This window comes from Bartonella vinsonii subsp. berkhoffii ATCC 51672, from assembly GCF_902825225.1.
In the GTDB taxonomy this organism is placed as follows: domain Bacteria; phylum Pseudomonadota; class Alphaproteobacteria; order Rhizobiales; family Rhizobiaceae; genus Bartonella; species Bartonella berkhoffii.
The window spans coordinates 69,052-82,515 of record NZ_CADEAK010000004.1 but is presented as its reverse complement, the minus strand read 5'-3'; the positions used below and the strand labels follow the sequence as shown (position 1 = coordinate 82,515).

Sequence of the window (13,464 nt, the reverse complement as noted above, 5' to 3'; positions counted from 1 at the left end):
TTGATTTGAAAAAGCATAAATCAAGACGAATTATTTTGACAAAACAAGTTCATAAAGCTGAATGCCATATTCCAGTGTTATTACAGCCGGTTTTAACTGGACTTATGCCATTGGTTGGGGCAAGAGTGATTGATGGTACCTTTGGTGCTGGTGGTTATACACGTGCTCTGTTAAATGCGGGTGCACAGGTTATTGCTCTTGATCGTGATCCTTATGCCATTCGTAAAGGACAATCGCTTGTTGACGAATTTTTTCCACGGCTTCGTTTGGTGCAAATGGAATTTTCACAGTTGGATCGTGTCGTTGAAGAAAAGGTGGATGTTGTTATTTTGGATATAGGTGTTTCTTCTATGCAGCTTGATGAAGCGGAAAGGGGTTTTTCTTTTCAAAAAGATGGTCCTTTAGATATGCGAATGGCGCAGACTGGTTTTACTGCTGCCGATGTTGTGAATCGTTTAAAAGGCAATGATTTAGCTCGAATCTTTAAAATATTGGGAGAAGAACGCCATGCGGGACGAATTGCACGGATGATTGAAAAGCGTCGCTGCGTTCAGCCTTTTTTACGTACAGGTGATCTTGCTCACGCTATCAAGGCATTGGTGGGTCGTAAAAGCGGAGACCGCATTCATCCTGCAACGCGTGTTTTTCAGGCTCTTCGCATTTATGTTAATGATGAAATTGGTGAACTTGCGCGTGGCTTATTTGCTGCTGAACGTGTTTTAAAAGCAGGAGGCCGTTTAGGTGTTGTGAGTTTCCATTCTCTTGAAGATCGTATGGTCAAAAGATTTTTTTCTACTCGTTCAGGAGAGCGTGTGAGATCGCGCTATCTTCCTGAAATAGAGACGGCTCCAGCAACATTTTTGCCTTTGTTTAAAGGTGGCATAACTGCAAATGAAGAGGAGTTGCAGCAAAATCCTCGTTCACGTTCTGCGCGGTTGCGTATTGGTGTACGTACAAAGGCAGAAAGTCTTAGCACAGATATGAAATTATTTGGTATGGCAGAGATTGCTCGTTTTGAAGGCAGCAAGAAATGACAGTTTTTCGTACATTTGATATGATTTTAGTGATGATTATGATTTGTATGGCAGGTCTTACATATAAGGTAAAATATGATGTTCAAAAACGGATGAACGAAATTCGTCGTCTTGAACATGAAATTGCTACAGAAAAAAATACGGTAAATTTGCTTCATGCTGAATGGGCTATGATGATAGAGCCTTCACGCATGCAAAAACTTGCAAGACGTTATCAAAAAGAGCTTGGTTTAGAGATTATACAGCCGCGCCAAATTGTAGAATTCGAGGATATTCCGGTACGTGACCATGATCAAATTGAAGAAGTCATTAAACAAAATATCTTGGAAGAAAGTAAGGATATTTTGGCGAATAATCGTGCTTCTCAGGTAAATGGCGGTGTTCAAAAAGGCGTGCAGTGATGAAATCATACTTTTTATTCTCACAGAAAAAAAAGCGCTTAAAGCCCCAGTTGGATGTACATAACTTTCCCGTTCGTCGTTCGTATTCTAGTCGTGCACGCTTGCTTTTTTCTTTGTTCTGTTTCCTTATTTTATATGGCGTTATGGGGGCTTGCCTTATTTCTTATGGGTTTGAAGGTGGGCAGATTGAAGAAGCAAAAGGGCCAACGGTCCTTCAGTTAACTGCACGCCCTGATATTATTGATCGTAATAACCGTTTATTGGCAACGGATATTAAGACTTATTCGCTTTTTGCGGAACCACGACGCATTCTTGATGTAGATGAAACAATCGAATTACTTTCAACAGTTTTGCCCGATCTTAATTGGCAGGAAACTTATAAGCGTCTCAAAAAAAAATCTAGTTTTTCTTGGATTCAACGTGGTTTAACACCAACGCAAAAGACGCAAATTATGGCTCTTGGTATTCCAGGAATTGGTTTTCGTACTGAAATTCGTCGTTTTTATCCAAGTGGATCGGTGTTTTCGCATATTCTCGGCATGGTTAATGTTGATAATCAGGGCATAGCGGGGATGGAAAAATATATTGATGATGCTGGTTTGAGTGCTTTGCGTGCTGCTGGTCTTGCAACGGAAGAATCATTAAAACCAGTTCAGCTTTCGATTGATGTGCGTATTCAGACTATTGTGCATGATGAACTTATGAAGGCAATGAAACGTTATAAAGCGCTTGCTACAGGAGCTGTTATTTTAAATATCCACACTGGTGAAGTTTTGGCTTTAGCATCACTACCAGATTTTGATCCTAGCAACCCCGTTGAAGCTCTCAAAAGTGATCGCCTCAATCGAATGACTGCTGGAATTTTTGAAATGGGTTCTATCATTAAAAGTTTTACAACCGCGATGGCGCTTGATTCAGGGCTTTTTCATTTAAAGAGTGTCATTGATGCTTCACAGCCTCTTCAAGCAGGACAAAATTATTTTATCCGTGATTTTCATGGAAAAAATCGTCCTTTAGCACTTTGGGAGGTTTTTATTTATTCCTCTAACATTGGTTCTGCTAAGGAGGCGTTGGCGGTAGGGATCGATGGACATCGTAATTTTTTGAGACGACTTGGTTTACTTGATCGATTGACAACAGAATTGCCTGAAGTTGCCCATCCTGTTGCGCCACGTCATTGGAAAGATATCCATTCTATGACAATTGCTTTTGGACATGGGATGGCAACAACGCCTTTACAAACAGCAGTAGGAGCTGCTGCTTTGATGAATGATGGGTGGTTGATTGAACCAACCTTTTTGAAACGCACACAAGCAGAAGCTGTAAAATATGCAAAGCAGGTTTTAAAACCCAAAACGAGTAAAAATATGCGTTATCTTTATAAGTTAAATAGCGATATTGGCTCTGGGCGTAATGCAAAAGTAGAGGGTTATCGGGTTGGTGGTAAGACGGGGACAGCTGAAAAAGTTGAAAATGGGAAATATTCTAAAACAAAAAATTTCAATAGTTTTCTTGCTGCTTTTCCTATTGAAAATCCTGCTTATGTTGTTTTAACAATTATCGATGAACCTCAGCCTGAAGATGGACAGCGTTCAGCAACAGCAGCAATGAATGCAGGGCCGATGCTTGCTAATATTATTCGCCGTTCAGCGAGTTTTTTGGGAATAAAACCAGATTTTGAAAAAGAATATGAACCTCTTTTGAACACAAAGAACAGTTCGAGAGTTGTGAAACAACAGTAAAATTAATATAAAGGTGTGTTATCATGTTGTTTGGAACAGTTTTTCCAGAATGTATTGAAGATGAAGTTCTTTCTTCAATGGAAATAACAGGAATAAGTGCAGATTCCCGGCAAGTTTTGCCGGGATATGTTTTTGTGGCTGTGCAAGGAAAGCAAGGTGATGGCAAACATTATATAAATGATGCGCTAAAGCGTGGTGCACGAGCAATCGTTACGGATTGTCCTGTTGTTTTTGAGAATTTATCTGTTCCCCTTTTACGCGTTTATGATGCTCGTCATAGTTTAGCGATGGCAGCTGCACGTTTGTATGGTTCTCAGCCTGAAACGGTTGTGGCTGTGACAGGAACAAGTGGAAAAACATCTGTTGTCTCTTTTACTCGACAAATTTGGACTCATGTTGGATTTTGTGCTGCTAGCATAGGGACAGTAGGTGTTGTTTCCCCTCATAGGAATGATTCTGGTTCTCTCACAACACCTGATCCTGTAGTCTTACAACGCCTCCTTTATGAAATTTCCAATGAAGGTGTTACACATGTGGCTCTTGAAGCATCTTCGCATGGTCTTGATCAAAGCCGATTGGACGGTGTCCATTTAACTGCGGCGGCTTTTACTAATTTAGGGCGTGATCATATGGATTATCATACGTGTGTAGAGGATTATTTACGTGCTAAGATGCGGTTGTTTGATACGGTTTTGCCACAAGATGCTCCAGCTCTGATTTTTGCAGATGATGTTTATTCACAAAAGGTTATTGACCAAGTTACAAAAGCAGGTCGTCGTGTTTTAACAATTGGACGGAAAGGACAATTTATTACTATTAATCGTGTTGAGCATCAGCGTTCTAAGCAGCGTGTTGAATGTCGTATGGAAAATAATATTTATACATTTGATTTGCTTTTAGCTGGAGATTTTCAGGTAATTAATGCGCTTATGGCCGCGGGATTAGCAATTGCAACAGGTGTTTGTCCTGAGAAGGTTTTTCGTTCGCTTGAAACTTTGCAAGGAGCTCCTGGGCGATTAGAATTGGTTGGAAAGACAGAAAATAATGCGCCTGTTTATATAGATTATGCGCATAAACCAGAAGCTTTAGAGCAGGTGTTGCTTTCTGTTCGCCCCTTTACCCAAGGACGTTTAATCCTTGTTTTTGGTTGCGGAGGTGATCGTGATCAAGGAAAAAGGCCTTTGATGGGAAAAATTGCAGAACAGAAGGCTGATATTGTTATTGTAACGGATGATAATCCGCGCACAGAAATACCAGAAAAAATTCGCAAGGATATTTTACAAGCAGTCCCAAGAGCAATAGAAATTCCAGATCGTGGTGAAGCTATTACTTATGCGATTGGACTTCTAAAAGCAGGGGATACTTTAATTATTGCTGGAAAAGGACATGAAAATGGTCAGATTATAGGGCAAAAAACAACTCCTTTTTCAGATCGTCTAAAAGCGATTGATGCTTTGCAGGAGCGCAATAGATGATAGCTTTATGGGATAAACAAGCGCTTGTTTCTGCAATTGATGGCTTTGTAGTGGGGAGCATGCCAGAAAGTTTTTCTGGAGTTTCTATTGATAGTCGTACTCTTACGGAAGGTGATATTTTTTTCTGTATTAAAGGACATCATCTTGATGGTCATGATTTTGCTGCGCAAGCTTATGCACGAGGGGCAGGCGTTCTTGTTGTTGCGGAAAGTCATTTGACTGATATGGAAAAAATATCCGCTCCACTGCTTGTTGTCTCTGATGTTTTGCAAGCTTTAGAACAACTTGCGCAAGCCGCACGCAAGCGTTCAAGAGCTAAGATTATAGCGATAACAGGTTCTGTTGGAAAAACAACGACAAAAGAGGCTCTCAAACAAGTGTTTGCAACTGTGGGGAAGGTTCATGCGAATCTTGCTTCTTTGAATAATCACTGGGGAGTACCGCTTACTTTAGCAAGGATGCCTATGGAGAGTGATTATGGTATCTTTGAAATTGGTATGAATCATAAAGATGAAATTCGCCCTCTTGTTAAGTTGGTTTATCCTCATGTGGCTCTTATTACGCATATTTCTGCAGGGCATATGGGTTACTTCAAAAATCTTGAAGAAATTGCAGATGCAAAAGCTGAAATTTTTGAAGGGTTAGATGAAGAAGGCATTGCCATTTTAAACGCGGATCATGATTTTTTTTCTTATTTAGTTCAAAAGGCGAAGCAATGGGGTGTGAAAAAGATCTTAAGCTTTGGTGAGACTGGAAATTGTGATTATCAAGCGCGGGATATACGTCTTTTAACAGATTATTCTTCTATGCGTGTCCATATTTCTGGACAAGATAGGCTGATTAAGATTGGTGCTCCCGGACGACATATTCTCCAGAATAGTTTAGGTGTTCTTGCCGTTTGTGATGCCATTGGCGTTGATTTGGAGCGTGTTTTGCGTTCTTTGAGTTGTTTTTCTCTTCAAAAGGGGCGTGGTATTCGTTATCGATTGTCTTTACCAAGTGGGGGCGAATTTCATTTAATTGATGAAAGCTATAATGCTAATCCCGCTTCTATGCGTGCTGCTCTTGATTTGCTTGCTTCAGGGCCAGTAGGGGTAGGGGGAAAGCGAATTGCTATTTTAGGGGATATGCTGGAGTTAGGAACTTATAGTGAAAAACTCCATCGTGATTTAGTAAAGCCGGTGTCTCTTTCTGGTGCTGATCTGGTTTTTTTATTTGGTGAGGCAATGAAGTTTTTAGCCATTGATCTGTCCGCATATGTGAAAGTTCATTATGCTGAAAATATTGAACAAATTTTACCACTTATTTTTGCAGAAATTTCTAATGGAGATCTGCTTATGATTAAATCATCCCATAGTCTTTATTCATCAGATATTGTGACTGCACTGCTTGATCGCTATCCAAGGGTTTCTCTCTAATTTAAAGAGGTTTTTTGTATTATGATGTTGTTTCTTTCTTCGTTTAGTGATTGGTTTCCAGGCGTCAATGTTTTTCGTTATATTACTTTTCGCACTGTAGCTGCTATGCTTACATCAGGCCTTATTGTGTTTTTATTTGGTCCTAGCATTATTGCTTCTCTTAAATTACGGCAAGGAAAAGGGCAGCCCATTCGCGCTGATGGTCCTCAAACACATTTTAAGAAGGCAGGCACGCCTACCATGGGTGGATTGATGATTTTAACGGGCACTGTGGTATCGGCACTTTTATGGTGTAATTTATCAAATCTTTATTTTTGGGTATCTCTCTTTGTTATGCTGTCTTTTGGGGCAATTGGTTTTTATGATGATTATCTTAAGGTGACAAAACAAACACACAAAGGATTTTCTGGTAAAGCACGGTTAAGTTTAGAGTTTTTGGTTGCAGCGATTGCTGCTTTTGTTCTCTTACAGGTTGGTTCTCCTGGATTGGCTCTGCCTTTTGTGAAAGAGTATTTCATCAATTTGAGCTGGTTTTTCATTCCTTTTTCTGCTTTTGTCGTTGTCGCAACTGGTAATGCGGTAAATTTGACCGATGGTCTAGATGGGCTTGCTATCGTTCCTGTGATGGTTGCAGCTTTGTCTTTTGCTCTGATTTCTTACCTTTCTGGTAATATCAATTTTGCGGATTATCTCCAAATTCGGTATGTATCAGGAACAGGTGAATTGGCTGTTTTATTGGGGGCTGTTGTTGGTGCGGGGCTTGGCTTTTTATGGTTCAATGTACCACCTGCGGCTATTTTTATGGGGGATACTGGTTCGTTGGCTCTTGGAGGGCTTTTGGGTATTGTCGCTGTTGCAACCAAGCATGAAATTGTTTTGGCTCTTATTGGTGGACTTTTTGTTCTGGAGGGGTTTTCGGTGGTTATTCAAGTTGGTTATTTCAAATTAACAAAAAAGCGTGTATTCCTCATGGCGCCGATACACCATCATTTTGAGAAAAAAGGGTGGACTGAAAGTCAAATTGTAATACGCTTTTGGATTATTTCAATTGTTCTTGCTCTCATCGGTCTCTCAACACTTAAATTGCGGTAAAACTTTGATTTCTGTTGCGTGTTATAAAGGTCAAAAAGTTGCTTTGTTTGGTTTAGGGCAATCAGGATTATCTGCTGCGCAAGCTCTGATCAGGGGCGGTGCAGAAGTGGTTGCTTGGGATGACAATCCTTCAGGTGTACAAGCTGCTTTTCGGCAAAATATTCCAACGAGAGACTTTCGTCATGCGGATTGGTCAGAGTTTGTTGCATTGATTTTAGCTCCGGGAGTTCCTTTAACTTATCCTAAGCCTCATTGGGTTGTTGAGAAAGCACGTCAAAAAGATATAGAAATTATCGGTGATATTGAATTATTTGTTCGTGCACGTAGTCATTTTTTACAGCACTATGGTTTTTGCGATCAGGATGTTCCGTTCATTGCTATTACCGGCACAAATGGGAAATCAACAACGACAGCTTTGCTTACTCATTTGTTAGAACAAATGGGCTATGATGTGCAGATGGGGGGAAATATTGGAACTCCAATATTAACGCTTAAGCCATTTGTTAAAAAACGTATTTATGTGATTGAATGTTCATCCTTTCAAATTGATCTCACGCCCTCTCTACAGCCAACTGTTGGACTTTTATTGAATATGACGGCGGATCATATTGATCGCCATGGTAGCTTTGATCTTTATGTGCAAGCCAAACGGCATTTAGTTGCTAGGGCTTCTCATGCTTTGATTTCAGTTGATGATACCGCTTGTCAGGCTTTGTATCATCAATTGCTTGATGAAGATCATCAAGTTGAAGCCGTTTCTAAAGAACACTTTGTTGAAAATGGTTTTTATGCAGAGGGAACGAAGCTCTTTTCTGTTCGTCATGGGCGGCGTCAGTTGCTTGCAGATCTTGCTCATATCACTGCATTGCGTGGTTGTCACAACGCGCAAAATGCTCTTATGGCGTTAGCAGCATTGCAGGCTTTAGGAATAACAGATCCTCAGATAGAAAAGTATTTGGCGAATTATAAAGGGTTGCCTCATCGTATGCAGCAAGTGCGTAAAATGGGAGCGGTTTTGTTTATCAATGATAGCAAGGCTACAAATGCAGATGCATCAGCTCCTGCACTTTCTGCTTTTCATAATATTTTTTGGATTGTTGGAGGGCAAGCAAAGGAGGGTGGGATTCAGTCTTTGAAAGGCTTTTTTCCTAAAATTCGAAAAGCTTATTTAATTGGGACTGCGGTGGAAGAATTTGCCAGCGTTATTGGATCTGCTTTTCCTTTTTCAATGAGTGTAACTTTGGAAAATGCGGTGCGTGAAGCTGCTGCTGATGCTTTGTGTTGTGGGGCGAAAGAGGTTGCAGTTCTCTTTTCACCCGCTTGTGCTAGTTATGATCAATTTAAAAATTATGAAATGCGTGGAGAAGCGTTTGTTTCTTTTGTTATGCAGTTAAAAGAAGCATAAATTTTAAAAAATATTTTTACGTTAAGACTCCGGAATCTTTTTTTGTGTAATTCAGTTTTTAAAATGTTTGCTAAAAAAGGTGACAAACCTATCACTTTGAGTAGAATGATGAAAAGAATAAGGTAGATTATAATGGTCACGCGTGCAGATAGAGACCCAATTGCGAATTGGTGGTGGACGATTGATCGCTCTATCTTTGCGGCTTGTTTGATTTTAATGGGGATTGGCATTATGTTGTCTTTTGCAGCAAGCCCCACTATTGCAAAAAAAATCGGAATTGCTGATAGTTTTTATTTTGTTAGATGGCATATCATTTTTAGTATTCCAGCGTTTTTTACGATGGTTACGATTTCTTTTTTTTCGCTTCGTAATATTCGCCGTTTATGTGCTCTTTTGCTCATTGTAACGCTTGTTCTTATGGTTGCGACCTTGTTTGTTGGTCCAGAATTAAAGGGAGCGCGGCGGTGGATTCCTCTCTTTGGTTTTTCTGTACAAGCTTCAGAATTTATGAAGCCAGCTTTTGTAGTGATGTCTGCTTGGCTTTTTTCGGAACATATACGGGGAAGAGGTATCCCCGGCTACACATTAGCTACTGTACTTTATGCTGTTTGTTGTGTGCTTCTTGTTCTACAACCTGATATTGGTCAAACACTTTTAATAAGTACTACATGGGGTGGTTTGTTTTTGGTTGCTGGTGTGCCTCTTACCATTATTTTCTTGTTTATTGTTTTAGGCATTATAGGAATTGTTTTCGCATATCTTTTTCTTCATCATGTTCGTGAACGTATCAATAGTTTTTTGACCGGTGAAGGAGATACCTTTCAAGTGGATGTAGGACGTGATGCTATTTTGAATGGTGGTTGGTTTGGGAAAGGACCAGGAGAAGGAACAGTGAAACGTATCATTCCTGATAGCCATACAGATTTTGTGTTTTCCGTTGCTGCTGAAGAATATGGTATTATCCTCTGTCTTTTCATTATGATGCTTTTTGGTTTTATTGTTATACGTTCATTGTATATAGCATTAAATACACGTGATTCATTTATACGTCTTGGTATTACTGGCATAGCGATGATGATTGGCTTTCAATCGGCCATTAATATGGCAGTTAATCTTCATCTCATCCCTCCAAAAGGTATGACATTGCCGTTTATTTCTTATGGTGGTTCGTCTATGGTGGCGATTGCATTTTCAATGGGTATTTTGCTTAGTTTAACACGCCGGTGGCCAGAAGCACGCCTTTCAGCTTTTCCTTCTTCTTCTGTTTTGGATACCACTTATGACTCATAAAAAAGTTATTGTTTTGGTGGCTGGTGGTACAGGTGGGCATCTTTTTCCTGCAGAAGCGCTTGCTGTGGAATTAAGACAGCGTGGATATGATGTCCATTTGGCAACAGATGAAAGAGCTCGCTGTTTTGTTCGCTGCTTTGATGAGGAGCATACGCATATATTATCATCAGCAACATTTACACGGTGTCATCCTTTCGCGCTCATAAAAACATGTTGGGCTTTGTTAAAAGGAATGGGGCAATCATTGGCGTTGTTTTATAAATTGCGTCCTGTTCTTGTTGGTGGGTTTGGAGGATATCCTACCTTTCCTCCTCTTGTTGTGGCTGCTTTTATGAGGCGTGTAACATTTGTTCATGAACAAAATGCCGTTATGGGGCGTGCCAATCGGGTATTGGCAGCTTTTGTGCGTGCAATAGCAGGGGGGATGTTATCACAAAATCATACTTATGCACATAAGATATTTCTTACGGGCAATCCTGTGCGTGAGGCTGTTCTTAAAGCAGCAGAAATTCCTTATCATCCATCAACTGGTGAAAAGCCTTTTCATTTCTTGGTTTTTGGTGGTAGCCAAGGGGCTTCTTCTTTTTCGAAAATTGTTCCTGCAGCAATTGCTTTGTTGGATGATAAAAACCGTAAGCGCTTACGGATTGTCCAACAAGTTCGGGGTGAGGTTGGAGAATTAATAAAAATCTATCAGGCGATGGGTGTGCAAGCAGAGATTGCCTCTTTTTTTGATGATATGGCTGAACGTATGGCACGGTCTCATTTTATTTTATCACGTGCTGGTGCCTCATCCGTTTGTGAAATAGCTGTGATTGGTCGGCCTGCTTTGCTTATCCCGTATCCTTATGCTTTAGATCATGATCAGGCAGAAAATGCAGCACTTCTTGCACGTGTGGGAGCTGCTCAGATTGTATTGGAAAAAGATTTAACTGAGCAAAAACTGGCCTCTCTCTTAACAGAAGCCTGTTGTGCACCGCACTTATTGGAAAAACAAGCACTTGCTGCAAAAAAAGTTGGACAACCTTATGCAACCATTCGCCTTGCTGATATGGCTGAAGCATTGATTGCGGGGCAATCATTGTCAGATATAAAAGAGGAGTTTTTTGATGAAGATGCCGCTTAATATAGGCGTTATCCATTTTATCGGAATTGGTGGTATTGGCATGAGTGGAATTGCTGAGGTTTTTCATAATTTTGGCTATAAAGTTCAAGGGTCAGATCAAGTTGAGAGTGCAAATGTTGAACGTTTACGGGGAAAAGGAATTCACGTTCATATAGGGCATCATGCTGACAATTTAGGAGATGCAGAAGTTATTGTTTTTTCTACTGCTGTAAAAAAAACAAATCTTGAATATATTGCTGCCAAAGAAAGACATTTGCCACTTGTAAAACGTGCGGAAATGCTAGCGGAGCTTATGCGATTTCGTCGGGCGATTGCTGTTGGTGGTACGCATGGTAAAACAACAACCACATCAATAGTAGCCGCACTTCTTGTCGCTGGTCATTTGGATCCGGTGGTCATTAATGGCGGTATTATCAATGCTTATGGTACGAATACGCGTATGGGAGAAGGGGATTGGATGGTCGTTGAAGCCGATGAAAGCGATGGTACATTTTTAAAGTTACCTGCTGATATTGCTGTTGTTACGAATATCGATGCTGAGCATTTGGATCATTATGGGAACTTTGATGCTGTACGTCAGGCTTTTTTGCAATTTGTAGAGAATGTTCCTTTTTACGGTTTTGCTGTTTTGTGTCTTGACCATCCAGAGGTTCAGTCATTGGCTAGTCGTATTGATGATCGTTGGGTGATTACATATGGTGCGAATCCACAGGCAGATGTTCGTTTTTTTAATCTTTCGATGGATGGTCAAAAAACGCATTTTGATGTTCTTATTCGTTCGCGCAAAACAGGTAGAAAGACTGAGTTGAAAAATTTGATTTTGCCAATGTCTGGACAACACAATGTTTCTAACGCGACAGCAGCGATTGCTATTGCGCATGAACTTGGTATTTCAAATGAATCGATAAAAAAGGGCTTAGCAGAATTTGGTGGAGTAAAACGGCGTTTTACGCAAACAGGAAGTTGGCGTGGTATTGAAATATTTGATGATTATGGGCATCATCCTATTGAAATAAAGGCTGTTTTATGTGCGGCGCGTGAGAGTACAAAAGGGCGTGTAATTGCGATTGCACAACCACATCGTTATTCGCGTTTGTATCATTTATTTGATGATTTTGCTGCTTGTTTTAATGATGCAGATACAGTGTTGATTGCACCCGTTTATGCAGCCGGTGAGGAGCCTATTTCTGGTTTTGGTTCTCAAGAGTTGGTGGAACATATTCAAATGGCAGGTCATCGCGATGTCCGTTTGATTCATGGTCTAGAGGATGTTGTTTCGATTGTCTCTAAATTTGCACGCTGGGGCGATTCTGTTATTTTTCTTGGTGCTGGCAATATCACACAGTGGGCTTGTGCGTTGCCTCATCACTTGGCGGTACTTGATAACAATGATAAATTTTCAGCGCATTGATGGAGAAGCGCTGTTGGCGCGATTGCAACCGATGTTGGGCGGAATAAAAGGTAAACTTACACCTAATGTTGAGATGCGTAAAGTGACGTGGTTTCGCACTGGTGGACGAGCAGAACTTTTTTATCAACCTGCAGATGAAGCAGATTTAGCTCTTTTTCTTCAAAATCTTCCTGAATCTATTCCTGTAACGATTGTGGGGATTGGTTCTAATCTTCTGGTGCGTGATGGGGGGATTCCCGGTGTTGTTATTCGTCTCTCGGCTAAAGGTTTTAGCCAAGTGCAGCAAGTTTCTCCAACGCGTTTTTTTGTTGGCGCTGCTACGGCAGATAAACATTTAGCAGCAGCGGCTTTAGAAGCTGAGATTGCAGGTTTTCATTTTTATCATGGTATTCCTGGAGGTCTTGGAGGCGCACTCAAAATGAATGCAGGGGCGAATGGTATTGAGACAGCAGCACGTGTTGTTGAGGTTTATGCCTTTGATCGTAAAGGACGACGTCATATCTTGAGTTTGAAGGATATGCAGTATTCCTATCGCCATTGTAATGTTCCTGAAGACTTTATTTTTACTGCTGCTTTGTTGGAAGGACAACGAGGAAATAAAGACAAGATTAGGGCATCTATGGATGAAGTTGCACTCCATCGAGAAACAGGACAGCCTATTCGCGAAAAAACAGGTGGATCAACTTTTCGTAATCCTGAAGGTACGTCTGCATGGCGCGTTATTGATGAGGCAGGGTGCCGTGGTTTGCGGGTTGGTGGTGCTCAAATGAGCGAAATGCACTGTAATTTTATGATTAATACGGGGCAAGCAACAGGTTATGATCTTGAAGCATTGGGTGAAACAGTGCGTGCTCGTGTTTTTGCTTACTCATCTCACCTGTTACAGTGGGAGATATGGCGTGTTGGTCAATTTGAACAAGGTCGTCATGTTCCTTTTTTTGAGCACTCCCATTAATTTATTGAGTGCAATAAAAAACTACAATAAAAAATTGAGTCATTTCAAAGAGATAATAAAAAAATCCATTAAGAATCAATAAATTAACAGAGAGGCTCTTGCGTCTTGCGCCTGA

Annotated in this window: 11 protein-coding genes; all 11 read left to right on the top strand. The window is 40.6% G+C overall.

From position 1 onward, the window contains the following. Positions 1 to 35 precede the first annotated feature (35 nt). The 11 genes from rsmH (at position 36) to murB (ending at position 13,349) form a co-directional block, all read left to right on the top strand. Positions 36 to 1,034 (top strand): 16S rRNA (cytosine(1402)-N(4))-methyltransferase RsmH, encoded by a 999-nt coding sequence (rsmH, locus tag J7R10_RS03185; protein ID WP_026501296.1) that lies wholly within the window; start codon positions 36 to 38, stop codon positions 1,032 to 1,034. Continuing rightward, positions 1,031 to 1,435, top strand: coding sequence for a cell division protein FtsL (ftsL, locus tag J7R10_RS03180; RefSeq protein ID WP_010705437.1), 405 nt, complete (start codon positions 1,031 to 1,033; stop codon positions 1,433 to 1,435). The genes rsmH and ftsL overlap by 4 nt, the downstream gene beginning before the upstream one ends. Beyond that, entirely contained in the window at positions 1,435 to 3,177 is a 1,743-nt protein-coding gene (locus J7R10_RS03175) for a peptidoglycan D,D-transpeptidase FtsI family protein (RefSeq protein WP_010705436.1), read from the top strand. The genes ftsL and J7R10_RS03175 overlap by 1 nt, the downstream gene beginning before the upstream one ends. Before the next feature lie 23 nt (positions 3,178 to 3,200). Further along, complete coding sequence (locus J7R10_RS03170; protein ID WP_010705435.1) at positions 3,201 to 4,652, top strand: UDP-N-acetylmuramoyl-L-alanyl-D-glutamate--2,6-diaminopimelate ligase; 1,452 nt, start codon at positions 3,201 to 3,203, stop codon at positions 4,650 to 4,652. Then, the gene (locus J7R10_RS03165; protein ID WP_010705434.1) at positions 4,649 to 6,070 is read left to right on the top strand and encodes a UDP-N-acetylmuramoyl-tripeptide--D-alanyl-D-alanine ligase; all 1,422 of its coding nucleotides are present in this window, start codon (positions 4,649 to 4,651) and stop codon (positions 6,068 to 6,070) included. Before J7R10_RS03170 ends, J7R10_RS03165 begins: the two co-directional genes overlap by 4 nt. A 21-nt stretch (positions 6,071 to 6,091) precedes the next feature. Further along, entirely contained in the window at positions 6,092 to 7,162 is a 1,071-nt protein-coding gene (gene mraY / locus J7R10_RS03160; protein ID WP_010705433.1) for a phospho-N-acetylmuramoyl-pentapeptide-transferase, read from the top strand. Positions 7,163 to 7,166: 4 nt separating this feature from the next. Beyond that, positions 7,167 to 8,567, top strand: coding sequence for a UDP-N-acetylmuramoyl-L-alanine--D-glutamate ligase (murD, locus tag J7R10_RS03155; RefSeq protein WP_010705432.1), 1,401 nt, complete (start codon positions 7,167 to 7,169; stop codon positions 8,565 to 8,567). Between the two features lie 132 nt (positions 8,568 to 8,699). Then, positions 8,700 to 9,857 (top strand): FtsW/RodA/SpoVE family cell cycle protein, encoded by a 1,158-nt coding sequence (locus J7R10_RS03150; RefSeq protein WP_010705431.1) that lies wholly within the window; start codon positions 8,700 to 8,702, stop codon positions 9,855 to 9,857. Continuing rightward, positions 9,847 to 10,983 carry an undecaprenyldiphospho-muramoylpentapeptide beta-N-acetylglucosaminyltransferase gene (murG, locus tag J7R10_RS03145; RefSeq protein ID WP_010705430.1) on the top strand — a complete coding sequence of 379 codons (1,137 nt, stop codon included), beginning with the start codon at positions 9,847 to 9,849 and terminating at the stop codon, positions 10,981 to 10,983. The genes J7R10_RS03150 and murG overlap by 11 nt, the downstream gene beginning before the upstream one ends. After that, positions 10,967 to 12,394: a UDP-N-acetylmuramate--L-alanine ligase gene (gene murC / locus J7R10_RS03140; protein ID WP_010705429.1), complete on the top strand. Its 1,428-nt coding sequence runs from the start codon at positions 10,967 to 10,969 to the stop codon at positions 12,392 to 12,394. The genes murG and murC overlap by 17 nt, the downstream gene beginning before the upstream one ends. After that, positions 12,372 to 13,349, top strand: a complete 978-nt coding sequence (gene murB / locus J7R10_RS03135) for a UDP-N-acetylmuramate dehydrogenase (RefSeq protein WP_010705428.1) — start codon at positions 12,372 to 12,374, stop codon at positions 13,347 to 13,349. The genes murC and murB overlap by 23 nt, the downstream gene beginning before the upstream one ends. Positions 13,350 to 13,464: the final 115 nt, after the last annotated feature.